A 25,546-nucleotide genomic window follows, 5' to 3' on the forward strand; every position below is an offset into this window, starting at 1 on the left:
CTGAATGAACAAACATGGACGATACATTTTTTGATAAAAAAGATTACAAGCCACTCGATAGGGTGGATGGACGTATGAAAGTTACAGGTGCCGCCAGATATTCAGCGGAATACACCTTACCAAACCTGGCATACGGGGTATTGGTAGGTAGCACCATCGCGAAAGGAACGATTAGAAGTATTGACTCCAAAGCCGCAGAGCGCGCTCCGGGAGTCATTGCTGTTATTTCACATCAAAATGTGATTGAGGTGCCAGGTTATCAGCCAGATGCTACGCAATCTACCGAACCGAAGGTTGGCGGAGGACCGCTTAGAGTATTTTACGACAACAAAGTTTATTCCAATGATCAGCCTATTGCGATTGTAGTCGCGAGTAGTCTGGAAAAAGCACAATACGGTGCTTCGCTGGTGAAAGTTCAGTACAATAAGGAGGAGCATATAACTGATTTTGAGGCGAATGCCGGCAAGGCAGTTGTGGCAGCGGCTGCGAAAAAAAATCCCAAATCACCGACGGCAGATTACGATCGTGGACAAAAAGATGCATTTCAAACTGCGCCATTTAAGGTTGAAGCCGAATACGTTTTACCAACAGAAATGCATAATCCAATGGAATTGCAAGCTATCACAGCACATTGGGAGGCGGATGACAAGTTAACAATATATGATAAAGTTCAAGGTACTAAAACTACCCAAAAAACTTTTGCGAAAGAATGGGCGATTCCTGATCAAAATGTAAAAGTCATCGCGACTTTTGTCGGTGGCGCTTTTGGAAACGGTCTGCATAGCTGGCCTCATGAGTCAGCGGCAATCATCGCTGCAAAACAAGTAAAAAGACCAGTAAAACTTGTACTGACAAGGGAGCAAATGTTTACGATGGTAGGCTACCGCCCGCGTACCTGGCAGAAAATTCAGATGGGAGCGACGAAAGACGGGAAGCTGGTTGCGATCAATCATAACTCCATTGGACAAACTTCTGTTTATGAAGAATTTACAGAATCGACACTCGCGCAAACTCGTATGATGTATGCGTCGCCAAGCGTCAGTACACGCTATCGGTTACTACCGCTTAACGTTGCCACACCCATATGGATGCGTGGTCCGGGAGAAGCTACTGGTGCATTTGCCCTGGAATCTGCGATGGACGAAATGGCGCATGCCATTGGAATGGATCCAATCGAGTTTAGGATTTTGAACTATACCGAATCAGATCCGGACAAAAATATGCCCTGGTCTACCAAATTTCTCAGGGAATGTTATGAAGAAGGAAAAAAGCGAATCGGGTGGGAAAACAGGAAATTGAAACCAGGTTTGTTGCGTGATGGAGAGTGGCTTGTAGGTTACGGTATGGGTACCGGAACTTTCGGTGCTAACCGCGGGCCGGCAACTATACATGCCGAACTTAATAAGGATGGCAATCTGGTTATGCACTGTGCCATTACTGATATTGGTCCGGGAACTGCAACGGCTATGGTTCAGATTGCATCGAATACGACTGGAATTGCCACAGAAAAGATCGTTTTTCATCTGGGAAGTTCGGAGTTTCCTAACGCAGGATTACAAGGGGGATCGTCGACCGTTAATAGTGTTGGGCCGGCTGTACAGGCGGCATGTAATGCGCTCAAACAGCAATTGATTACCATGGCTGCTGGAAAAAACGCGTCAGCGTTTGGCTCTGCAAAACCGGAAGATATTATGCTGGATCAGGGTAATATGCAGATCACTGGAAACATGTCTGCAAAGCTGGCACTTGGTGATTTGCTTAAACAAAATAATGTAGAAAAAATCGAGACGACTCAGGAATCCAAGGCCAGTGAAAACGGCAAGCAATATTCGATGAATGCGTTTTCAATGCATTTCGCCATGGTGCATGTGCATCCGTTAACCGGACAGGTGCGGGTTAAAAAAATTGTTTGCTGTGCAGACGCAGGTACAATCGTGAGCCCCAAAACAGCTGAGAGCCAGATGATAGGTGGAGCGACGGGCGGCATCGGTATGGCCTTAATGGAAGATGCGGTCATGGATCACCGTTTTGGGAGATACGTAACCAAGGATTTTGGTGACTATCACGTACCTGTGCACGCAGACGTACCAGATATCGACGTTTATTTTGTGAACAAACCAGATCTGCTGGCCGATCCGGTTGGTAGTAAGGGCTTAGGCGAAATTGCTATTATCGGCGTTGCACCTGCAATTGCCAACGCTGTATTTAATGCAACTGGCAAACGGGTTAGAGAACTGCCAATTACACCGGATAAGCTTATTTAAGTCAGGTAGATATTTCCAGTACTTGATAATAACCTTTCAGAAAGCCGGTCATGTTGGTCACTATTTAGTGAAGAGTTCATGGCTGGCTTTTTTATGAAATTAGGATATGCAATTTTAGTTATAACACATCAAAAAATTGAATTTTTCCAATACAACTAGATTTGAAATTCTGTAAAAATTCAGTAGCGTAACACTGTGTCAAAAATAAATGAAGCATCAATCTGGCCAAATGTGGTTGACAAACAGGTCATTAAATGTTACCTCTAAATTATTAATATTAGAATCAGTTCATGATTTATTAATTTTGTTTACGTTCTGGTATTTAACAATTAGTGCCCATACGTAGCCCTGGAATGTTTCAAGGTTTTTGAACGAAAGAATAATGACTGATTTTACCATTTCAACTGCTGAGGAAATAATAGAAAAAAGACCGGTTAGGTCTTACAAATATTATGCGGTTTACGACTGTTGTGTCACGAACCATGTACCAAGCTGGGATCTTGCATTTATTGAAGAACGTCTGTGTGATAGCACGGTTAGAGAAAACGTGACTGGTGATGAAAAACATTTTCCATCGTTAAGGGAAGCCAAAATCTATGCAAAAATAAATTTTAATTCCGGGGCGGAATATTTTTCTTTAAATCAGATCAATAGCCCGGATAACATTTTTTACATCATTTTGGACAAAATAAGATATTTACTGGCGTAGCTTCAATTTTATAAACCTAATTCTTAACGTCGTGGTTATTATTATCGATAGCAACGATAACAAAACCATAACAGATAAGTAAGAGCAGAGTTTTCTTAATCATCTACATTTGCAGCCATTATTTTCACTAAAATGCTGTATGGAAAGAAGGTCTGCACTTAAAAATATCGGAGGGTTATTATTGGCTCCATCTCTGGTTACGGAGGTTTCTGCAAGTATTGGTAAACCCGTTTTGAGGATTGCGCATATTACTGATGTGCATTTGAAGAACGAATTTGGCGCGCCGGCAAAATTCTCTAAATGTCTTCACCATCTTCAACAACAAACTCCCAAGGTAGATTTTATTCTGAATGGTGGCGATATTGTTTTTGATATGAACAAAGAAAATATCAAAACAATCGACGATCAGTGGAAGCTATATAACAGCATTTTAAAATCCGAAAATAATATTCCGGTTCATTATTGTCTGGGTAATCATGACATCTGGTGGAGTGAAAATAATAAAGGACAGGCCGTTTATGGGAAACAGTACTCGCTGGATCAGCTGCAGATGGCGAAACCCTATTACAGCTTTGAACAAGCAGGCTGGAAATTTATAGTTTTGGATAGTGTCCATCTTGACATTGACAATACCTGGTATATTGGCAAGCTGGGAGACGAGCAATTTTTATGGCTCGAAAATGAGCTCAAAAATACAAATGTCAATACACCAGTATTGGTACTTTCTCATATTCCAATACTCACCGCCACGCTTATGATCGAAGATAATATTGTCAACAAGTGGCAGATGCTTGGTGGTGATATGCATACCGATACTTCCAAAATAATAAATCTTTTCTATAAGCATCCGAATGTAAAACTTTGTTTGAGTGGGCATATCCACTTACGTGATAAGGTTGAGTATAACAACGTGACATACATTTGTAATGGCGCGGTAAGCGGAGCCTGGTGGGAAGGCAATCGCAGACAAACAGCACCAGGTTATGGCGTTTTAGATCTGTTTGCTGATGGACGTTTCCTGGAAAGGTATGTGAATTATTAAGATTTTTCTGATGAGATTAACTGACGAGCAGAAATAGTACTACCAAATAATTTATTTTAGTTGAAGATGTTTCAGAAATAGATAAGGTTGTTTAGAGGTTTTATCATCCTCCCGTTTTCGTGTTTTTTTGATCGTCGTTGCTGATTTTTCGCGTATTTGTGGGTTTAAATAAATCCCCAAATTCCCAGTTAAGTGAAAGTCTGAATGAACGCATCAGGTAGCGATTGTGAGACGTAGATTCGAAATCGTATGCTCTTACAATTTCACTTCTGGACAAATAGCTTCCGAAAGGGCTTACCGTTGTAAGGCTGATCGTCAGTTTTTTAGCAGGGATCTCCTTTTTTGCTGAAAAACTGTAATAAAACCAGGACGATTCAAAACCTTGTAAAGTGACGCTTTTAGCATCATAATCCCCATAAAACTGAACGCTGTAATGGTCAGGAAGTTTAACGCTGCTGTTCAAGTTGATTCCCCACGCCATACCGTCATTGCTGATATCAAGAGCACCGCTCCGGTATTTTGCATAACGAACATTGGCATTACTGTTTATTTTCCAACCCGGAAGCAAAGCCAGTGAAGTCGAGAAGTTAATTCCGTACTGCGCGTTTGAAGCAAGGTTTTGCATGGTTGAAGTCGCGACACCGTTTTCACTGATTTTTACAATGGTTTCAATGGAATTATTCGTTTTTCTACCAAATAGTGAAAAATTCAGAAACAGGTCTTTATCCGATTGTAGGGCATACGTAAGCTCTGCCTGATTCACTTCTTCCGGTCTTAAATTGGGATTGCCAGTTGTGATATTGTTTGGGTCCTGGCTATTGATATTTGGATTTAGATCCCATAGCGAAGGACGGGAAATGCGTTTTGTAAAACTTAATGTCAGATTATTGTTTGTATTGATTTTCTTAAATATTGTGGCACTCGGCACGAAGTTCCAGAAATTATTTTCGAAGGAATTTCCCAGATCACGTTGTATCCCTTCAATAAAAGTTCCCTCCATTCTTGCGCCCGCATGCAGTGCCCAGCCGCTGCTCCATTTTAATTTAATCTGGCTATATGCAGCCAGCACGTTTTGATTAAAATTGAAAACATCTGACCTAGATAAAACAGGAACCATAACCTCGGTCTGACCATTGACACTTTCCTTAACATCGTAAACCGTCCTACCGTTTCTGAGTATTGCCTTTAAACCACTTTCCAGGGCGTGTTTTCCAGACTCGGCCAGCGGAAGGATATAGTCGCTCTGGAAAGTCCATTCGTTACTATTTGTTCGGTTGTAGTTCAATTCACGATAAAGCGGGATTTGCTCAATATTCGTTTGCAGTGAGTTGTAATTGAAAACATCCACCGAACGGTTATGCTGCATCATCAGATAAAGCTCTTCACCAGGTTTCTTAAATTTACGCGTATAGCCAAGATTCACGTCTATGCCTTTGCTCGGAGCATCTGTCTGCGCACGCTGTTGGAAGACGTCAATCAAGTAACCGTTAGGTGAATATTTTTGGTTGGTTTGTTCTTTATCCTGCGGCCATTTCCCCAACCATCCATTTAAGGAAAAATTAAATAGATTCAGCGAGTCCGGAGTAAATTCGATCTGCACATCGCCAGAGCTGTGCGGGTTGGTGTTATCGCTAGTCGTTTCCTGAAATAATTTTCCTGCGGCTTGTCCGTTTTCCAGCGTCGTCCGTTCCAAAATTGTTAATTCCTTGCTTCTGAATCTATGTAAATGGAGTGTTGAATTAATATTCCATTTATCCCGGTTAACCGAAAGTCTGGGGTTAATAGCCTGTTCCAGATTTCCGGCCACGAGTTCCATGGTCCCACTTAAGTTTTTCTGACCTTTTTTTGTAATAATATTGATCACCCCGGCCGCACCCTCTGCGTCATACCTTGCAGAAGGGCTTGTGATTATTTCAACTGACTTGATTGAACCGGCAGGCATCATATTTAAAGCATCTCCCGGACTACGCGCCATCTGGCCGGAATATTTTCCGTTGATTAAAATTCTCAGGTTGGCATTGCCACGCATGGTAACATTTCCCGCCGCATCAACATTTAGTATTGGGGCCTTTCGCAGGACATCGGCCGCAGTTCCGCCGCTGTTGCTAATATCTTTTTCCGCATTGTAGATCAACATACCTGGTTGCTGTTCCACAAGCTGTTTGGTGCCGGTAATAGTCACAGTATTCAACTCATTCGCGCCGGGTTTGAGTAATAATCTGCCAAAATCAAAAACGGGTTTTTCAGGATTAATCGAAAACGGCAAACTTTTCTGACCATAACCGACTAAGGATATATTCAGCAGGTATACTCCTGGACTGACAACAATTGATTTGAAGAATCCATTTTCGTCGGAATAGGTAAGAGCTAACACTTTATGATCCAGGTCAAGAATACTGATCGTTGCGAATTCGATACTCCTTTTTGTTGATGAATCTGTGACAATTCCTTTTACTAAAAATGGATTTACCGGCTGAGCGGATACAGGCTTAATGAATAAGGCAACAGATAAAAACACCAGGCAGAGGCATTGGTAAGAAATTTTCATGGCTAATAGCTAATTTTTAACATCAGTCTACCGAAAAGGATTGATATCCAAACGTAGTCTTTATGTTTTCAGAGTAGCATCAGTTTTTCTTTACCGAAGTAGGGGATAAGAGAATTATGCCTTTTCGAACAAATTCTCAGATATTGGACTTGAACTGTTTTACCAAAAAATCAAATAAAATCTGTCTGATGAATTTGATAATCAACAGACTGCGTTTATATTATTAGACGAATCTGTTCTAAAAGAAATCTATCTTCTTGTTGAAAAAATATGAACAGATTTAAGACACTGCCTTTATTCGTCAGGATATTCAATTTACGTTACGCTGCCCAATAGGGTAGTCACCTTCATCGATTTTCCTTTTGACTAAACATATTCTAAAAAGTCCGGCAAATTTTACCGGACTTTCACTAATATCAAATTTAGTCAATAGAAACCATTGCCTTAATTACTCCATTTTCAGGATCCAGCCAGCTTTCGAAGTTATCCATCACTTCTCCAAAATGAACTCTGTGTGTGATATAATTTGTCGGTTCCACAAGTCCGGATTTCATACTGCTGATCACATGTTCAAAATCCTGGCGAGTTGCATTTCTGCTACTCATCAAAGTAGCTTCACGTTTATGAAACTCGGGATGACTAAAACTGATTTCGCTTTTTTGCAGTCCAATTAATGCATAAGTTCCGCCGTGCGCGAGATATGCAAACGCGCTGTTGATTGCTTTTAAGTTTCCCGTTGCATCGATGATCACTGTCGGCATATCACCATTCGTCAGCGCGCTCAATTTGTCTGTAACGTTTTCCGTCATAGCATTTACCGTATGACTGACTCCAATTTTTTCTCTGCAAAATCGTAATCGGGAATCGTTTATGTCCAGTGCAATGACGGTTGCGCCAGCTATTCTGGCAAATTCCATCGTACCAAGTCCAATAGGTCCTGCACCTACGACCAAAACCACATCGCCTGGCTTAACACCAGCTCTTCTCACACCGTGTGCACCGATTGCAAGCGGTTCAACCAAGGCAAGCTCGTCAAAACTCAGTCCTTCTCCATGAACCAGGGAATACGAAGGGACAGAAAGATATTCAGTCATGCCACCGTCTATATGTACGCCCGAAACTTTAATACTGGTACAGCAATTAGGTTTCCCGGAGCGACAGGCAATACAATTTCCGCAGTTGAAATAAGGAACAAATGTAACAGACTCTCCAATTTCAAAACCTGGCGCGTCATCCGTCTCAACAATCTCACCGGCTAGTTCATGGCCTAAAATCCGTGGGTAGCTAAAAAAAGGCTGAGTTCCTTCAAAAGCGTGCAGATCAGTACCGCAAATACCAATTCTCTTGATTTTAAGTACGGTATGTCCCGGTGCCAAAACTGGTTTCTCAGCTTTCTGATATTCAAAATGTCCAGGCGTAGTGCAGACAAGCGTTTCCATTTGGGGAATGATAAAATAGATTTAAAAATTAAAATGGCAGCAATTACTGCGTTGCAATGGACTTCCAATATGTCAGGAATTTGCCAAAGCTCTGTCCAGATGAACATAACCGCCGTCTACGTATAGCAATTGTCCGGTGGTATGGCTCGACTTTTCAGATAATAAAAATGCAGTAGTGTTGGCCAACTCTTCCGAGGTTGTCATTCGGTTTTCCAGAGGAATATTGGCGACAATTGATTTTAACTTTTCTTCCGGATCCGGAAGCGTTTGGATCCAACGTTCGTAGAGAGGTGTCCAGCATTCTGCCACGACAATGGCGTTTACGCGGATTCCATATTTTAATAATTCAACTGCCCACTCGCGAGTCAGCGCATTTCTGCCACCATTTGCCGCAGCATAGGCAGAAGTTCCACCTTGACCTGTGTCCGCTGTTTTGGAGGTGATATTAACAATGGAACCCTTTGATTCTTTTAATGCAGGCAACGCATAATGCGCCATCAGATAATAATGAACCAGATTTTTGTGAAGTGAAGCTATAAAATCTTCATAGTTACCGTTTTCTAAACCAACACCATCGTTTACGCCTGCGTTGTTAACCAAACCGTCGATCCGGCCAAATTTTGCCAGAACTTCCTGAACTGCTTTTTCAGATTCTTCTGGCTTTGTAAGCTCCGCCGAAACCTGAAAAGCACGAAATCCTTTGGCTGTGATATTATCTACCACTGTTTGGTTATCTGCTTCATTTCTTCCAACAATCACTGGCACAGCTCCTTCGGAAGCAAGGACCTGAACAATGCCTTCACCTATTCCTTTGGCTCCTCCAGTGACGATAATAATTTTATCTTTTAGTTTTAAGTCCATATTCTACAACTTAATAATTTTGAAAGTATGATGTAAGGATATCAATGCGATACGCCAAGCGTAACATTTTTAACCGAATTATTTTTTATTGCAAAGTATAATACAACCAGGAAGCATACCGCCGGAACGATATATGCCGTTTGGATTGAAGACAGATCAGAAACCCAACCCATTATTACAGGGAAAATTGCGCCTCCAACGATGGACATAATTACTAGCGACGAGCCGATTTTTGTTTTCGCTCCCAAACCTCGGATACTCAATGCAAAAATTGTCGGGAACATGATCGACATGAAGAATTCCACACCGACAAGTGCATAAACAGAAACCATACCAGTAGTAACGACGGCAACAATCAAAAGTGAAATATTGAGCACACTGTAAATCGCCAGCAAACGTGGAGGAGAGATAAAACGCATCAGATAGGTGCCAATAAACCGGCCGATCATAAAACTCAGTAATGCGCCCGACAATAAGTATGCTGCTGTTTTTTCATCTATTCCGGCGACTTTATCTGAAAAACGGATAAAAAAGCTGCTTACACAAACCTGGCCCCCGACATAAAAAAACTGAGCAATTGTCCCCAGAATAAGGTTTTTCTCAGCGAATATTGATCCTTTTGCCTGCTCATCTGTTTCGGTCTCCTCGATTATTTCCGGAAGTTGGGTTTTCCAGATCAAGACCGCTACGATCAGAACTACAATTCCGATGACGATAAATGGAATTTGCACAGAAGCGGCTTCTTCCGATAGATAATCATTAAGTTGCTGCGCAGACATCGATTGAAGTTCCTGCTCGGAAAGCGTTTTCCCTGACAATATAAACGCACCGCCCATTAGAGGAGCCAGAAAAGCTGCAAGTCCGTTAAAGGATTGTGCGAAATTCAATCGCTGTGTGGAAGTTTCAGCATCCCCTAACACCGTGATGTACGGATTTGCAGCTGTCTCCAATAAAGTCAGCCCACTTGCAATGATAAACAGTGCGATCAGGAAGAAACCAAAATGACGCAACTCGGCAGCAGGATAAAAAAGGAAAGTGCCAAATGCAAAAAGGATAAGACCAAGCGTTATTCCGGCTTTATACCCGAACCTTTTCATAAAAAGCCCTGCTGGTAATGCAATCAGAAAATAGGCAATGTAAGAAGCCGAGTCAATAAGGGCAGACTGAACGTCCGTCAACTGGCAGGCCTTTTTCAAGTGCGGAATTAAAATTGGATTGAGATTCAGCGCAAAACCCCACAAAAAGAAAAGTGAAGTGATAAGAATTATTGCCAGACGGGTTTTGCGATCTGTCATATTGTAGAACTGGTTTAGTGGTTTAAGGAGTTTAAAATTAAACAATGCAAAGGAATTATATTTTATTATAAAGAATTGAATCTTATTTATCCAAGTAATAAGATATATTAACATGTTTTTCTTTTTGGGTCATTATTGCGTGTATAAATATCTCTATGAAACCACAGCTGCTGAAAGTTCCGACGGCGCCGGCTCACTCATTTAGTGTGCGACAGGATCTTGTTCCGAATCTCAATAATCGGTGGCATTATCATCCGGAAATAGAACTGATCCATTTTCATCGGGGGGCCGGAACGCAATTTGTAGGGGATAGCATCAAACGTTTCGCTGCTGATGATATCGTTTTGGTCGGCGCGAATGTTCCGCATTATTGGCGTGACGACGAAGGAGACATTTTACATCACGAAATGCCAAAACTTTACTCGACGGTGGTCCATTTCACTGAAAATTTTTGGGGAGACCGTTTCCTTGAATTGGCAGAGAATAAGCCTTTAAAAGTAATTCTGGATAAGTCGAAAAGAGGTTTGATGCTTACCGGAGAAGCAAAAGATCAGGTGGCGGGATTGTTAGCTAAAATGCTCCTTGCGGAGGGAGCAGAGCGCATTATTTTGTTGATGCAAAGTTTGCTTGTCATTGCGAAGTCTGAAGAATTTGTCTCTCTCTCATCCGTTGGCTTTCAATTTGATCTTTCTGAATTGGAAAATGACAGGATCAACGCCATCTATGATTATACGCTGTCTCATTTTAAACAGAAAATCAGTCTTGAAGAAATCGCTTCTGTGGCTGGTATGGTACCCAATTCGTTTTGTCGGTATTTTAAGGCGCGAACCGGGAAAACATACTCCCAGTTTCTAAATGAGATCAGAGTCGGGCATTGCTGTAAATTATTGATTGATGATAATCTAAGTATTAAGCAGCTAGGTTTCGAAAGTGGATTTATGAATTTCAGTTGTTTTCATAGAAGATTTAAGGAAACTACGGGACTAAGCCCTCAGAATTACCGTCAGCTTTATACCCACAAGCATCCGAAGTTAGTTTAAAGAAATGATGGCAGTGTAATTTTGTTTTTGTAGGTTTAGGTTACACGCACTGAATCTACAAACTGGTAAATGAAAAGAAATGACACACTTTGGAAAGGTATACTTGAAAATATCTTTGACGACTTTCTATATTATTTTTTTGAAAATGCAGACAAACTTTTCGATCTGCATAAAGGATTCGAGTTTTTAGACAAAGAACTTGAACAATTGTTCCCGGCAGATGAGCTCGAAGCGCCAAAGTTTGTCGACAAACTGGTCAAGGTTTTTTCATTGTCCGGGCGCGAAGAGTGGGTGCTGATCCATATTGAGATTCAGGGATATAATGATCACGATTTTGCCCGGCGCATGTTTACTTATTTTTACAGGATTCTTGACAAATATGGGAAACCGGTAACCGCCATAGCAATTTTTACTGATAGCAATAAAAAGTTTCATCCAAAATTTTACGAATATGAATTTTTAGGAACTAAGAATATTTTTCAGTTCAACACGTATAAAGTAATTGAGCAGGATGAACAAGATCTTATGCAAAACGAAAATCCTTTTGCAATAGTAATATTGACTGTCCTGATCGCGCTGAGACAAAAGAAATTGAACGATGAAGATTTGTTCAAGCTGAAATACTCACTCGCTAAAAATCTGCTGGAACGGAAAATTGGCAGAAAGAAGATTGACGATCTGCTGATATTTCTGCAGCGTTATGTAAGCTTTGCTGATCCGGAATATAATGTTAATTTTGATAAAGAAATTCAGGGAATAACGAAAAGCCAAAACAATATGGGTATCAGGGAATTAGTGCTTGATCTAGCAAAAAAGGAGGGGTATGAAAAGGGTATCGCTATCGGGAAAGAAGAGGGTAAGGAAGAAGGGAAAGAGGAAGTTGTGAAAAATCTTCTCGTTTCCAATAGATTTACAATTGCTGAGATTGCCAACTTTGCCAATGTTTCTGAATCATTTGTAATTGAGTTAAAGAAAGGCATATAGAAATATTCAATCTCTATTCAGCCCGCTTCATATCGTATGAAAGCGGGCTGAATCAAGGATTATTCAGACCAAGGAGAATGCAGAATACATTCGCAAAAGTTTTTGCGATGAAAATTTGGGATCATATAAGCACAGACGTCTGCTTTGATATTTCCAAAAGTCGTTTCTGTTTTATGTTCAAATCCTGAAAAAAACGTTGGTATAATGTTCTTTTTGAAATTGTTTCGTGGAAACGCAGCAATAATTTCCTCCCGGTTCGCTTCACTTAGGGTTTCATAACCTTCTCCCATTACATCAAGTCCGACCCCAGAATACATCAGAGCAACCTCTGCTTCCTTGTGTTCTGCGACTCCAATTGTGGTATGCAAGGCGATTGTATCCCAAACCAGTTGAAGGGATTCTTTCGGTAAGCCGTGGCTTTTAAGAAATTCCCGGGCTGCATTAGCACCGTCGACTTCGAAACGCAGATCAGGACTGCTGTAGTACGGTACCAGGCCAAGATCATGAAATACCGAACTCACATAAAGAAGCTCCGGATCATACTGCAATGCATTTCGTTGTCCATTCAGCGATGCAAAGAGAAAAACCCGCAGCGAATGGTTGTAAATAAATTCTGTGCCGTGTTCCAGCAAAAGCTCTGTTGCCTGTGTGGCAATTTTGCTGTCTGGAATTGTAATTCCAGCGATAGACTTTAATTGGTTAACTAACATAATGAAAGCGTTTTAAAAAATTTTGGATAATATTATTTATACAAAACTAGATAAGTCGCTAACCCCGGAGAATGTCAAATCCGGTCAATTACATGCCAATTTTTACAAAGCCAGCCCTGTATAGCTGAGGTGAAAGTTTTGTGTATTTTTTGAAAAAATGACTGAATTGCTCGGCGGTAGAAAAGTCCAGCTCGAAGGCAATTTCTTTAACTGGTTTTGAGCTGAATTGTAAAGCCCTTTTTGCCTCTGCGATCAGTTTATTATTAATGATGTCTTTGGGTCCCTTCCCCCCACGTTGCTTGCAGACTTCGGAAAGTTTTCTGGGGGATATACTCAATTGTTTTGCATAGTCAAAAACGTCATGAACTTGCCTGAACTGCTGGTTCACAAGATCGAGAAAGCTGTTATAAAGCTGATTGTCAAAGCTATTAAATGCCTCAGACAGCGATCTGTTCAGGTTGCCTGTTTTTATCATGATGATTTTCAAATATGCTGCCAACGCGTCGGGCTTGTTCAAATAGTCTCTTCCGGAGTACTCTAAAAATAAGGTCTGGAAAAGAAAGGAAAACTCCTGAAAAAGCTCAGTTCTTACGGGAAGATGCTGATTGCCCGTGATATTATTAAACAAAACAGCTTTGCAATTGTTTGAACTTGCGGGAGTCTTTTCCCAAAAACAATCTCCGAAACTGAGTTCATAACCGTTCAGATTGCTAAACTTTCCAAATGAGAATACCTGTCCTTTCCCGAGCAAAAATATTTCATTTCCAGAAATTGAAAAGGCTTTGTCGTCGATAAACAAGGTTCCGTACCCGTCGCTGATCAAAAGAATGCGGTTGTAAGTAGCCCGTAAGACCTCGGGCTGGGAGACAAGGTAATTTTCCCATCGATTGATGGAGAATGAATCTTTAATCTCCTTTTCAATCAGAGAATCTAACTCAGATGTTCTTAAAGCTTCCATAAATCAATTAGGATCAACCCGCATTGAGCGCTCTTTTGAAAAAACCACCTATAAAACTACCCGCAAAAGTAAGAATACAGCTCCCATAAAGGCTGAAATTTTCTAGTTCCAGTTTTCCTGAACTTTCGGGGATATCCGTGAAAACAAAGTAGCCGACGAGCAAAAGTACACATTGCGAAATCGCCAGGATCCATCCTCTGACAGGCTCAAAAAAGCCAATTGAAATGGCCGAAACGGCAGCGAGCAAATAAGGTAGGTGAATACTTTCGGCATCTTTGATTGACAAGACGAGAATTGCACTGGTTATTAGCACGAGTACTGAAGTTATCGCTAGTCGCTTATCTGCCAACGGGACTTTCGGTTGTTCATAACTTGGCCCTTGTGCCAGTTTTTCCTTTAAAATATCTGCTTCCTTAAAGAAATCTTTTTGCGCCTCAACATCATTTCCAAGTGCCTGGCGCGTTTTTCCCCGCCAGTGATACGGTATCTGATTTTGCTTCCCACCGTATGAAACAGCTTTATCGAAAGATTCCAATGCCTCCTTAAATTGCTGGCTTGCGAATTCAAGTTTGCCTTTTTCCAAATGGATTTCAGCTATTGTGCCATCATAACTTAGACCGGTTATCATATCGTTCAGGGCAGCCGATTGATCACCCAGAGCTTTGTAGCAGAGTCCGCGGTATAAATATGCAAAACTGGATTTTGGTTTTGCCTTAATTTTAGCATCAAAATATGCAAAGGCCTGGGAGATCTGATTGTCTTTGAAAAGTCTTATCCCATCAGCCACATCCGCAGCTTCCTTTTCAGATTTGGTCCTCAGGTCCGCGTAATTTCGAAGATAATAGATATAGCCAAAAACAGCCAGGACCACTAAAAATTCCATACTAACATAATTATTAAACTTCGTTTAAAAAATGCTTATAAACGGCTATCCGGATTCGATGTGCAAAACTGTTCACTCAATTTTAGAATTTGATTTAAAAGGAAAAAGTGCCCGAAGTTTCTGTTTATCGTTAAAGAAAGTTAAACTCAGACGTCAAGCACAGATTGTTAACTTTTTTTAAGATGGTGTATAGGATGAGCCATTTTTTGATTCCATAGTTTTGGTCAGCTAAATTTTTTACAACCGTTTCATTATCAACGCAAAATTTCCTGTCGAAATTTCGAAGATAATAAAATACCAAAACACCACATGGAAAAATGATTACTTTCAAACGAGTTAACAACCTCGCCGGCTGGCTTTTGTTCGGAGTAGCCTTTCTAACTTACCGCCTTACCATTGAGCAAACAGCCAGTTTTTGGGATTGCGGTGAATTTATCGCCTGCGCTTTCAAATTACAGGTTCCACATCCGCCCGGAGCTCCGTTTTTTCTGTTAATAGGGCGTTTGTTTTCAATGCTTGCCTTTGGAGATGTGTTGAAAGTGGCATTTTGGGTCAATATGGTTTCTGTACTTTGCAGCGCTTTCACAATTCTTTTTCTATTCTGGACGATCACTCTGTTCGTTAGAAAGCTGATACGAAAACCTGATAATGCGCTGGATAACGGTGATATAATTCTTATCGTCGGCGCTGGGGTCGTTGGGGCTTTGGCATATACATGGTCAGATTCTTTCTGGTTTTCAGCAGTAGAAGCGGAAGTATATGCGATGTCGTCATTTTTTACTGCGATCGTAATCTGGGCTGTTTTTAAATGGGAACAAATCGAAGATCCTGCCGAAGAAAATCGCTGGCTTATTCTGATTGCTTATTTGACTGGAATTTCCATCGGTGTTCATTTATTGAACCTGGTAACAATCCCGGCACTGGCACTCGTTTATTATTTCAAAAAATATCCAAAACCAAGCCTCAACGGCATATTATCAGCCTTTTGTAGCGGACTGTGCATTTTAGGATTAATTAATTCGGGAATCATTCCCGGACTGCCAACGCTGGCTGGAAAATTTGAGATCTTTTTTGTCAACACATTTGGTTTGCCCTACAAATCCGGGACGTTAATTTTTATAGTACTTTTTCTCGGTTCGCTGATTTGGGCTATTCGGTTTACGCATAAACGTGAGAAGGTATTACTGAATACTGCCCTGCTTTCGTTAGCTTTTGTACTGATTGGTTACGCGTCATATCTCACTGTTCTGGTAAGATCGGAATTCAATACGCCAATTAATGAAAATGACCCTAGTGATATTTTGAGCTTCGTTTCCTATTTAAAAAGAGAACAATACGGCAGTCGGCCTTTACTTTATGGACCATCATTTACATCCAAACCAATAAGCCAGAAAAAGGAGACCCCGGTTTATAAGAAAAAGGATGGCAGGTATGTCATTCAGGATTACCGTTTCGATTATAACTATGAGCCTGGAAGCAGTATGATTTTTCCACGGTTGTACAGCAATCAGCCTGGGCATCCGCAGCTTTACCAGCAGATGACAGGTTTGGTTCAAGATCAAAAACCGACAATGGGCCATAATCTTTCGTTCCTGTTCTCGCATCAGCTCGGGCATATGTATTGGCGATATTTTTTATGGAATTTTGCCGGACGGGAGAGCGATGTGGAAGGCGCAGGCACCTTGCTTCCCTGGGATATCACCAAAACTTTCCCCTCATCCATCTCTCAAAACAGGGCGCATAACAACTTTTTCATGCTGCCACTTTTTCTGGGTTTGGCTGGCATATTGGCGCTGTATTTAAAAAACAGGAAGGATCTGCTGGTATCTGGTCTGCTTTTTTTTCTTACAGGCGTCGCATTGGTCATTTACCTTAATTCTCCTCCGGTCGAGCCGCGGGAACGGGATTATATTTATGTTGGGTCATTTTATATTTACTGTATATGGATCGGCCTGGGAGTTGTTGCTGTTGCTGACGGACTTCGAAAATTGGTAGGAAATACATCTAGAACCGCTGTTTTAGCTAGTGTTTTCTGTTTGGTGGTGCCTGGGATTATGTTGGTCAAAGGATGGGATAATCATGACCGAAGTAACCGATATCATTCCGTTGATTTTGCAAGGAATCTTCTCAATTCCTGTGCGCCCAATGCGATATTATTTACGGGTGGTGACAATGATACATTTCCTCTTTGGTATGTGCAGGAAGTTGAAGGATTTCGGACGGATGTGCGGGTTTGTGTCCAAACTTTTCTCGGCGCGGACTGGTATATCAAACAGTTAATGCGGAAAATCAATAAATCAGAAGCACTTCCTTTTTCACTTGATACCAACAGTTATGCATTTGGCAAGAATGAGTATGTTCCGTTTTACGAAATCCCGAGCGTCAAGAAGGGTATCAATCTCAAAGAATATCTGGAATTGATCAAACAGGAAAATAAGGCAATTCAGGTTCCGCTCATGAGTGGTGATATGGCATCTATCCTGCCGTCATCTATTCTTTTTCTTCCGGTCAATACCAATGAAATTGGAAAAATGAACATTGTAAAAAAAGATTTTGCATCGCTGATATCTGACTCAATGAGCTGGACGATTGGTAACAAAGATCTGTATAAAAGCGATCTGGTCATGTTAGATATCATCGCGAGTAATAACTGGAAGCGGCCAATCTATTTTTCGAGCACCATGGGAAGTTCGAATAATCTCGGCTTGAAAGAATACATGCAGCTTGAAGGATATGCCTACCGTTTACTTCCGGTCAGAGTGCCCGGCGCGGAGGACGGATATGTGAATTCGGATCTGATGTATGACAATATGATGAATAAAATGGCCTGGCGGGAGGTAGATAATAAAAATACTTATTATGATAATACCTATGTTGGAGCACCGGTCGCCACAGCCAGAATTGCGTTTTTAAGACTTACCAATCAGTTATTGGCAGAAAACAAAAAGGATAAGGCAAGGAAAGTTCTTGATAGAGCACTCGCCGTAATGCCAGACAGCAGCATTCCTTATGACCAGATTTCGTCTAATTTTATCGGTCCTCTTTTTGAACTGGGTCAAAATAAAAAAGCGCTTGATACTGCCAGGGCGATGGCCGTTCGCGCAGATGAAAATCTTGAATTTGCAAAGAATAATACGGCATCGAAAAGCCAGGATATCCATTCGGATCTTTACATTTTGCAGACAATTGTCAGGGAATGTCGTCAGGCAAAACAAGATACGGTTGCCACAGAGTATGAGGCTATTTTCAGAAAGCACCTGGTAGCATTCAATCTGTACAGTGAAGGTTCAGAATGAGTGATACGTTAGCCAGAAAACCATATAGCATTTTTACGCTATATGGTTTTCTGGAAATGAAATTATTCCTCCACAAATTCTTTCAAAATTTTGCCGATGAATTCATTCCACCCCGCAGCAAAACTTTCTCGTTTGAAGTCGCGCAGATCCGGGAATGATTCAAGGCCTTCGTGCGTCAGTCTTATTTTTGTTTTGTCGCCTTCCGGAAACAACTCAAAAGTCACAATCGAGTCGCCGGGATAATCTTTGTACCGCCAGCTATATGCAAGCTTCCGCCCTGACTCAACAGCTGTTACAACGCATTCATGAACGTATTTTATCCCCTCATTTTCTGCCGTAAATTCAAAGGCAAAACCGACTTCCGCCTTGAAATCTTCCAGCTGAAAATACCATTGTTTCATTTTAGCATTGTCGGTGATCGCCTGCCACACCTTTTCCACGGGAGCATCATAGATCCTTTCAATTACAAAAGCTTCATACTTAGGTTTGGTTGTGTCCATCGTTAGAAATTTTGAAGGTTCAAATAGAAATAATTGCAATCTTTATTTATCCTGATCCAGGAAATCTCCCAGCGCATCCAATTTGTCCGACCAGAATTGCTGGTATTTTGCTGTCCAGTCAGAGACTTGTTTCAGCTTTTTCAAATCAGCACGGATATGTTTTTCACGACCCTTTTGTTTTATAATGAGCAGCCCGCACTCTGTTAAAATTCGGATATGTTTCGCCACGGCCGGTCTGCTCATTTCGAAATTATCCACCACAGCATTTAGGTTGAGCGACTGATAGGCAAGCAGATTGATAATCTCCCGGCGGGTCGGATCAGCTATGGCCTGGAAAACGTCACGTCTCGGTACATTCATAATCATTTACAGGTTATACATGGTAATCCGGTTCGCATAAGATTCTTTTACAGCGTTATAAGAGATTATATAAATGAAACCATTTGGTTTCAAATTTAATGAAACCAAATGGTTTTACAATTAACTAATAAAAACTTTTTATTTATCTGTTTTGATTTCAAGAACGAATGTCAGGGGTTCAGCATGATGATGTTGGGAGACGTAGATATTCCGCCAGGATTGATACCCGGCATGGCTTCGGGAATATCCATTCCCAGCTTCTTGTAATATCCAACCCAGACTGGAAAGAATTGATCGCTTCCCGGTTTTTTGAAAGTCATGGGTTCCAATACGAAGAAATCCTTTCCTCCGTTTGCCTGTTTGAACGCATCATAAATTAATTCGGAGCAGTAATATTTTTTGTTATCATACAAAAACTCGTCGTCATAGGGGACGCCTAATTCTTTGAGCGCAAACGTCACTGCGTCTTCTGCTATTTTGGAATATTTTGTCTTCACGCGCCCAATCAACATTTGGTTTTTGCTTCGTTTCAAAAAAATGTCAAGTGGTGTAAGCTGTACTTCTTTTCCGATTGCCTCCACGATAAAAGTGCCGTCATTTTGAACCGAAACCAGTCCTATATGAGAAAAATGCTTTCCGCCATAACTCTTGGTTACCTGCTCAATCGCGTCACATAATGGGCCGCAATCAAGATCCTGGAAGATGAAATCTCCCGTTTTTAATTTGATGTTTGAAGGAATTTGAGCTTGCAAAACGAAGGGCGAAGACAGCACAAGTGCAAGTATAAATGAGATTTTTTTCACAACCAGAATGTAGTTTGTCACTTGTTATTTTACAAAAAGTTTGATGCCGTTAACTGATTTGAGAACGATCTGCGGGTAAATTCCCACTTTGTGCGCCGGGTCGATTTCAAAATCAAACCGTTTGATCAGCGATGCCAGAATAAGCTGCATTTCCATCATCGCAAATTGCTGACCTATACAAAGTCTCGGGCCCGCTCCAAATGGCAAATAATTAAATTTCTCGCGATTTTTAACCTGCTCCAGACTGAAATTTTCAGGATCAAAAACGAGCGGATTATCCCAGATGTTTGGATTGCGATGCAGTTCATAAATGGACATCATGATAGAAATTCCCTTTGAGAATGACTGCGATCCTACCTTATCGTCCGTGAGCGCCTCTCGTGTCATCGTCCAGGCAGGCGGAAATAGGCGCATACCTTCTTCAATCACTTGCCGGGTATATGACAATTTCATCAGCTGATCAAAGGTCGGAACAATATCAAATATTGTTGCTTCTCTTCGCATTTTTGCCACAATTGCAGGCTGTTTTGCCAGCTCTAAAAGGAGCCAGCTAAGACCAGTCGCGGAAGTTTCGTGGCCGGCAGCGAACATCGTGATAGCCTCGTCGCGTATTTGTTGGTCATTCATCCTCGCACCGGTTTCTTCATCCAGACTATCCAGCAATAGTTGAAGCAAGTCATTCGGCTTTTCTACAGAATCATGTCTTTGGCGAATAAACTCAAAAACGAGTTTATTGAAGTAAGCGATATCGGTTTTGAACCGGCTTTGTTCACCATTAACAGCCATCAACGGAATTCGATACGGCCTTCGTACGCGACTCACCAAATACTTTTGCGTCCGGTTAACCTGGTGGTAAATCTGCATTTTATCCTCATTGGAAATATTTCCAAACAAAGTTCTCAGTGCTATATCCGCCGTGATTCCCATCATTTTCGCATCAATATCGACCGCTGCTTTTCCGCGAAATTCTTCCATCTCATCAAGAAATGCGGCTGTGATTGTACCCATCGTGACAAACAATTCCTGCAACCGTTCGCGGTGAAAAGCCGGTTGAACCAGTCTGCGCTGTCTCAGCCAAAAATCGCCTTCACTTGTCACCAGCCCGTTTCCGAGAACCGGATTCAGCATTTTGGAGGAACTGCCTTTTTTATAATTTTTGTTGTTGGTAACGAGTATATGCTTGAAAAAAGCTGGGTCGCGACTGACCAAAATCTCACGAAAAAGTTTCAACCGAAAAGTATCACCGCACGTATCAAAACCTTTTCTTATTGCAAGAAGAGGATCTTTTGCAAAGATAAACGGTGCCTGGATACCGAATCGGGCAATTTTAAATTCAGGAACTTGGGACATCAGATTTTTTATTTCAGGTAAAATAATGAAAATTGTCTACGTATAAAAAATTGATTGAAAATGAAAAAAGAATGGAGTGAAGAAGAGTTAGAAGAAATCGCCAGTCAGCTATGTAATCCTGTCGGCGAAGCAGGTATCAAAACCGGTGAGTTTATGAACCTCAGCAACGCAAATATGATTAGCCGCGGATTTGAGTTACCAGCTATAAATAAAAAAGATCGTATTCTGGAAATTGGACCTGGCAACGGTTTCCACGTTTCGGAACTTGTGAATTTGACGGACGGAATTGAATATTGCGGCGTTGACATTTCAGAGACTATGATAAGCGAAGCTGAGAAAATAAATCAAATATGGGTTGAAAAAGGAGTTGTTTCTTTCACAAAATCTGATGGAAATATTTTGCCATTTTCTGATAATTATTTCGATAAAATTTTAACGGTAAATACAATCTATTTCTGGCAAAATCCTGCTGCTTACGGAACGGAAATTTTACGGGTTTTGAAACCGGGCGGTGTTTTCAGTCTGGTGTTTTCTGATAAGAATTTCATGCAGCAGTTGCCGTTTACGAAATACAAGTTTTCTTTATATAACAAAGATCTGGCTCATGAACTTTTAAGAAATTCAGGTTTTGAAGTTTTAGAAACTGTTGAAGAATTAGAAACAATTCAGAATAATTCCGGAGAAAATATTAAGCGGCCGATTATCATTATTCTTGCAAAAAAATAAACCTTCCGTGCGCCGGTTTTAGAAAATATGTCAGAAAAGGACACCATAAAAGTTTATAGCACAAAGGCTTTCACCAGCAAGTTTATGCCTTCTGACGATTTGAAGGCTATTGTTCAGGTTGAGCGGGATAACTTTTTTATTACCAGGCTGGAAGATATGTATAAGCTGGTGACAAGAAATGTTCCGGCTTCGCGGTCTACGATCAATAATTGTCTTTTTGTGACCGAAGGAGAAGCTGTTATGAAAATCGGCAGTGAGCAGTACAAGATCCATAAAAATGAAATACTTATTGTTCCGGCCGGTCAGGTATTTTCTTTTCAAACTGGTGATGTAAATAAAGGGTATATCTGTGGATTTCATAGTGATTTTTTGCTTGGCAAATTCGCGAAAACAGACTTGTGGAAGGACTTCGAGTTTTTAAGAGTTTGGGGGAATCCCAAAATTGAACCAGACGAGCAAACCGCAGGATTTATTCTAAACATTTTTGATCGTCTGCTGACAGAATATTCAAAGAATGGCTTGCGAAACCAGGAAATTTATCAAACCTACTTGCACGCTCTTTTCTGCGAGATGCAAAGTGCTTACAAGCCGTTATCAAGCAGTAAGTTAATTTCTGCCATTAGCATAAGCAACCGGTTTAAAGAGCTTATATTTTCCAATATAAAAAGCATACATCTGGTAACAGATTATGCGTCGCTGCTAAATATTTCTCCTAACCACTTAAACAAAACCGTTAAGACGATCACGAACAAATCTCCGACAAAATGGATTGATGAGGCTATTCTGGCAGAAGCCAAAGTTCTGCTATGTCAGTCACAATTCAGCATCAGTGAAATAGCATCAAGCGTCGGCTTTGAGGACCAGTCTTATTTTACAAGACTTTTTAAGAAGTATGAAAACGTAACACCAACAGAATTTCGAAAGATGATTGATAAGTCCTGAAACTGTCAGTATTCGTCCTAACTCCGAGCTGCATTTTTAGCAGAACTTTGCGGTACAAAATTCATAGTTAAAGATGTATCCCTATTTATTATTCTTTCATTCTGTTTTCAGATGGCTTGTTCTGATTAGTTTGTGTTACGCAGTCATAAGCGGTTTATTGGGCTGGTTAAGGAATCGTCATTATTCCGGGAACGATAACAGGATACGCCATATCACGGCGACGATTTCACATATCCAACTTACGATAGGATATGTGCTTTATTTCGAAAGTCCCATTATCGCCTATTTTCGATCCAATTACGACGAAGCGATCAAGCAGTTTGATCTAAAATTTTTCGGCCTGGTACATATCGCATTAATGACCGTAGCCATTTTTGTAATTACAATCGGTTCGTCTATGGCGAAGCGTCAGGCTAACGATCAGGCTAAATTCAGAACAATGACATTATTTTTTGCTATTGCACTTCTAATTATTTTCGTGTCTATTCCCTGGCCATTTTCACCGCTAGCCAACAGGCCTTATTACAGATCTTTCTAACATTATATGAAATTTTTAAAAACAAAAATCGGGAGGTTACGTATCGTAGCTTTTCTGGAAGGATTGTCACTTATTATTCTAATTGGAATAGCCGTGCCACTTAAATATTTCTATCAAAATCCGTCGCTCGTAAAAACGATGGGGCCAATTCACGGAATGTTGTTCCTGCTTTTTGTACTGAATACTGTGAGCGTTGGTATCGAGTATAAATGGAAATTTAAGGAAACAACCTGGAAAGTGTTGCTGGCCTGTTTTATTCCGTTCGGTACTTTTTATGTTGATTATAAAATATTGAGTAGGATGGAGATTACTGAGATTGATTAATTAAAATCGATCACACTCGAAACTGCAAGCCTACTTTTTCTTCCACAGGTTTGGCAATAGTTTGTCGTTTAGCAAAAGTCGCCATGTTCCCCAATCGTGTGCTCCGTCTCCGCCGATGAAATATTCATGATTAATTCCGTGTTTTTGAAGGGCTTCATGTGTTGAGGCTGAGCGTTTTCCGACATTCTCGCTCACCTCGCCATTGCCAAGTCCCACCAGCAAATAATCAACTTTTTCCTTCACTTTCGGATCTGAAAAAAACTTGGCATTCATTTTTTCTGTTTCCATATCTCCGGCGCTCAGGATACCAAAGGAGCTGAAAAGATCAAGATCATTCATTCCCACCATTTGCGTGTGTCTGCCACCCATCGACAGACCAGCCAGCGCTCTGCCTTTTGGATTTTGAATGGTACTGTAAGTTTTGTCTATGAAAGGAACAATCTCATTTCTAAGTTCTTTTTCAAAAAGCAGATATGTTTTTTCAAGATGTTTTGGATCACTTCGGTGCAGAACCTGATTATTGGGCATCGCAATGATCATCGGGACCATTTTTCCTTCCGAAAGCAAATTGTCTGCGATAAAATTTGCACGACCGTCCAGCGACCAGCCGGAGGCCAGTTCGCCACTGCCGCCAAGGAGATACAGAACAGGGTATTTCTTCTTCGAATCATAACCTGGCGGTGTATATACGAACATTTCCCGTTCTCCATTCAAAGCATCGGAATGATAAATCTGGCGGGTGACAGTTCCGTGCGGGACCTTTTTCGCGTCATAAAACGCCGGGCCATCGCCATGCACTACCACGTTGCTATATCCAGGCTGGTTGGATGAGCCAGTGATCGTATTGTTCGGATCTACAATTGAAACCCCGTCAAGAATAAATCGATATACATAAATATTCGGTTTGACGGGGCCGACGGTTAGTGTCCAGATACCATCATCACCCTTTTTGAAAGGGATCGGATCTTTCGTTTTTAATGCAAGTAAAATCGGTCCGCCGGTTAACATGACCTGGTTTGCCACAGGTGCTTTCAAGCGGAAAGTGATGGTATGGTCGTCACGGACATCGGGCGAAACAATATTTCCTCCATACGGTATAAGATTCTCGGTGTTTTTTTGCGGATTCCAATCAAGGTTTACGTTCGCTTGCTGAGCGTAGGAGAGGGTAGAAGCTGCAAAAAAGAAGAGTGCAGGTATGAAGTAAAGTGGTGTTGATCGCATCTCAAAAATCGGACAGATGAATGGATTTATTGACTCTCGAGAGCCATCTTTTGGTTAAAAAGTTTGTGTTGTGTATTAAATACTCAGAACAGGAAATAAATTTATGTTGCCCGATAATCAAGGGCGGCAATACTTTCGAGTATGTTGTAATTCACAAAAAGTTTTATTTTTGATCAGAGAAAATCTATCCGGATATGCATTTCGATTTACTGAAAAAAAATAAACAGATCTTGCTTTATGGTGCTTCGCTGGCCGGACTGCTTTTTTTGCTGAAATGGCTTGAACTTCGTTTTGTCATCATTGACCATGCTTTTGAAATCTACGCCGGAGCCATCGCGCTGATTTTTACTGCCCTCGGTATCTGGCTGGCGCTCAGACTAGCAAAGCCAAAAATTGAAACAATCGTAGTAGAAAAACAAATATTTATCCGCCAGGAAACTTCATTTGTTCAAAACGAAAATGAGCTTGAAAAGCTATGCCTAAGCAAAAGAGAGCTTGAAGTTTTACAGCTGATTTCGGAAGGAATGAGTAATCAGGAAATCGCAGAAACGCTTTTTGTATCACTGAACACAGTCAAAACCCACTCGTCAAATCTCTTTGGGAAAATGGATGTGAAGAGTAGAACGCAGGCAATTGACAAGGCGAAGAAAATGCAAATCATCGCTTAATTTGGCTGGTACATTCGGGTGAAAATAGCCGATTATTCAAAAATCACTCAAAAGTATGAGTGGCGGAAGTACATTGATAATCAAA

The 25,546-nt window shown here is 41.0% G+C and carries 23 protein-coding genes; 11 read left to right on the top strand and 12 right to left on the bottom strand.

What is annotated here, in order from left to right; genetic code table 11:
• Positions 1-14: 14 nt before the first annotated feature.
• The 3 genes from L0657_RS08820 to L0657_RS08830 all read left to right on the top strand — a co-directional run bounded on the left by L0657_RS08820 (position 15) and on the right by L0657_RS08830 (position 4,015).
• Positions 15-2,264 carry a xanthine dehydrogenase family protein molybdopterin-binding subunit gene (locus L0657_RS08820; protein ID WP_235150217.1) on the top strand — a complete coding sequence of 750 codons (2,250 nt, stop codon included), beginning with the start codon at positions 15-17 and terminating at the stop codon, positions 2,262-2,264.
• 382 nt (positions 2,265-2,646) lie between these two features.
• A complete protein-coding gene (locus L0657_RS08825) occupies positions 2,647-2,973 on the top strand; it encodes a hypothetical protein (protein WP_235150218.1) in 327 nt (108 codons plus the stop codon).
• 139 nt (positions 2,974-3,112) lie between these two features.
• Entirely contained in the window at positions 3,113-4,015 is a 903-nt protein-coding gene (locus L0657_RS08830; protein ID WP_235150219.1) for a metallophosphoesterase, read from the top strand.
• 103 nt (positions 4,016-4,118) lie between these two features.
• On the opposite strand, the gene L0657_RS08835 is transcribed toward L0657_RS08830, so the two are convergent.
• From L0657_RS08835 to fucP, 4 genes are all read right to left on the bottom strand, one after another.
• Positions 4,119-6,563 (bottom strand): outer membrane beta-barrel family protein, encoded by a 2,445-nt coding sequence (locus L0657_RS08835; RefSeq protein WP_235150220.1) that lies wholly within the window; start codon positions 6,561-6,563, stop codon positions 4,119-4,121.
• Positions 6,564-6,985: 422 nt separating this feature from the next.
• Positions 6,986-8,002 (bottom strand): zinc-binding alcohol dehydrogenase family protein, encoded by a 1,017-nt coding sequence (locus L0657_RS08840; RefSeq protein ID WP_235150221.1) that lies wholly within the window; start codon positions 8,000-8,002, stop codon positions 6,986-6,988.
• Between the two features lie 72 nt (positions 8,003-8,074).
• Positions 8,075-8,863, bottom strand: coding sequence for an SDR family oxidoreductase (locus tag L0657_RS08845; protein WP_235150222.1), 789 nt, complete (start codon positions 8,861-8,863; stop codon positions 8,075-8,077).
• A 41-nt stretch (positions 8,864-8,904) separates the two neighbouring features.
• Positions 8,905-10,158, bottom strand: coding sequence for an L-fucose:H+ symporter permease (fucP, locus tag L0657_RS08850; protein ID WP_235150223.1), 1,254 nt, complete (start codon positions 10,156-10,158; stop codon positions 8,905-8,907).
• A 155-nt stretch (positions 10,159-10,313) separates the two neighbouring features.
• On the opposite strand from fucP, the gene L0657_RS08855 reads away from it, so the two are divergent.
• Both L0657_RS08855 and L0657_RS08860 read left to right on the top strand, forming a co-directional pair.
• Positions 10,314-11,198, top strand: a complete 885-nt coding sequence (locus L0657_RS08855; protein WP_235150224.1) for an AraC family transcriptional regulator — start codon at positions 10,314-10,316, stop codon at positions 11,196-11,198.
• 69 nt (positions 11,199-11,267) lie between these two features.
• Complete coding sequence (locus tag L0657_RS08860; RefSeq protein WP_235150225.1) at positions 11,268-12,182, top strand: hypothetical protein; 915 nt, start codon at positions 11,268-11,270, stop codon at positions 12,180-12,182.
• 59 nt (positions 12,183-12,241) lie between these two features.
• On the opposite strand, the gene L0657_RS08865 is transcribed toward L0657_RS08860, so the two are convergent.
• The 3 genes from L0657_RS08865 to L0657_RS08875 all read right to left on the bottom strand — a co-directional run bounded on the left by L0657_RS08865 (position 12,242) and on the right by L0657_RS08875 (position 14,733).
• The gene (locus L0657_RS08865) at positions 12,242-12,892 is read right to left on the bottom strand and encodes an HD domain-containing protein (protein ID WP_235150226.1); all 651 of its coding nucleotides are present in this window, start codon (positions 12,890-12,892) and stop codon (positions 12,242-12,244) included.
• Between the two features lie 88 nt (positions 12,893-12,980).
• A complete protein-coding gene (locus L0657_RS08870) occupies positions 12,981-13,850 on the bottom strand; it encodes an AraC family transcriptional regulator (RefSeq protein WP_235150227.1) in 870 nt (289 codons plus the stop codon).
• A gap of 13 nt (positions 13,851-13,863) precedes the next feature.
• The gene (locus tag L0657_RS08875; protein ID WP_235150228.1) at positions 13,864-14,733 is read right to left on the bottom strand and encodes a M48 family metallopeptidase; all 870 of its coding nucleotides are present in this window, start codon (positions 14,731-14,733) and stop codon (positions 13,864-13,866) included.
• A gap of 317 nt (positions 14,734-15,050) precedes the next feature.
• Here L0657_RS08875 and L0657_RS08880 point away from each other — a divergent pair, with 317 nt between their 5' ends.
• Entirely contained in the window at positions 15,051-18,029 is a 2,979-nt protein-coding gene (locus L0657_RS08880) for a DUF2723 domain-containing protein (RefSeq protein WP_235150229.1), read from the top strand.
• A 62-nt stretch (positions 18,030-18,091) separates the two neighbouring features.
• Here the strand turns inward: L0657_RS08880 and L0657_RS08885 are convergent, their stop codons facing one another.
• The 4 genes from L0657_RS08885 to L0657_RS08900 form a co-directional block, all read right to left on the bottom strand.
• Positions 18,092-18,529 carry an SRPBCC domain-containing protein gene (locus L0657_RS08885; protein WP_235150230.1) on the bottom strand — a complete coding sequence of 146 codons (438 nt, stop codon included), beginning with the start codon at positions 18,527-18,529 and terminating at the stop codon, positions 18,092-18,094.
• Positions 18,530-18,571: 42 nt separating this feature from the next.
• A complete protein-coding gene (locus L0657_RS08890) occupies positions 18,572-18,889 on the bottom strand; it encodes a helix-turn-helix transcriptional regulator (RefSeq protein ID WP_235150231.1) in 318 nt (105 codons plus the stop codon).
• A gap of 170 nt (positions 18,890-19,059) precedes the next feature.
• Positions 19,060-19,692 carry a YiiX/YebB-like N1pC/P60 family cysteine hydrolase gene (locus tag L0657_RS08895; RefSeq protein ID WP_235150232.1) on the bottom strand — a complete coding sequence of 211 codons (633 nt, stop codon included), beginning with the start codon at positions 19,690-19,692 and terminating at the stop codon, positions 19,060-19,062.
• Between the two features lie 24 nt (positions 19,693-19,716).
• Complete coding sequence (locus L0657_RS08900) at positions 19,717-21,042, bottom strand: cytochrome P450 (protein WP_235150233.1); 1,326 nt, start codon at positions 21,040-21,042, stop codon at positions 19,717-19,719.
• 60 nt (positions 21,043-21,102) lie between these two features.
• Between L0657_RS08900 and L0657_RS08905 the strand changes: the two genes are divergently transcribed.
• From L0657_RS08905 to L0657_RS08920, 4 genes are all read left to right on the top strand, one after another.
• Positions 21,103-21,768, top strand: coding sequence for a class I SAM-dependent methyltransferase (locus L0657_RS08905; protein WP_235150234.1), 666 nt, complete (start codon positions 21,103-21,105; stop codon positions 21,766-21,768).
• Positions 21,769-21,795: 27 nt separating this feature from the next.
• Positions 21,796-22,710 carry an AraC family transcriptional regulator gene (locus L0657_RS08910; protein WP_235150235.1) on the top strand — a complete coding sequence of 305 codons (915 nt, stop codon included), beginning with the start codon at positions 21,796-21,798 and terminating at the stop codon, positions 22,708-22,710.
• 73 nt (positions 22,711-22,783) lie between these two features.
• Complete coding sequence (locus L0657_RS08915) at positions 22,784-23,248, top strand: hypothetical protein (protein ID WP_235150236.1); 465 nt, start codon at positions 22,784-22,786, stop codon at positions 23,246-23,248.
• 6 nt (positions 23,249-23,254) lie between these two features.
• Positions 23,255-23,572: a DUF3817 domain-containing protein gene (locus tag L0657_RS08920; protein WP_235150237.1), complete on the top strand. Its 318-nt coding sequence runs from the start codon at positions 23,255-23,257 to the stop codon at positions 23,570-23,572.
• A gap of 30 nt (positions 23,573-23,602) precedes the next feature.
• Here the strand turns inward: L0657_RS08920 and L0657_RS08925 are convergent, their stop codons facing one another.
• Positions 23,603-24,793 (bottom strand): esterase, encoded by a 1,191-nt coding sequence (locus tag L0657_RS08925; protein ID WP_235150238.1) that lies wholly within the window; start codon positions 24,791-24,793, stop codon positions 23,603-23,605.
• A gap of 194 nt (positions 24,794-24,987) precedes the next feature.
• Between L0657_RS08925 and L0657_RS08930 the strand changes: the two genes are divergently transcribed.
• Complete coding sequence (locus L0657_RS08930; protein WP_235150239.1) at positions 24,988-25,461, top strand: response regulator transcription factor; 474 nt, start codon at positions 24,988-24,990, stop codon at positions 25,459-25,461.
• Positions 25,462-25,546 lie beyond the last annotated feature (85 nt).

The organism is Dyadobacter sp. CY345 (assembly GCF_021502725.1).
Taxonomy (GTDB): domain Bacteria; phylum Bacteroidota; class Bacteroidia; order Cytophagales; family Spirosomataceae; genus Dyadobacter.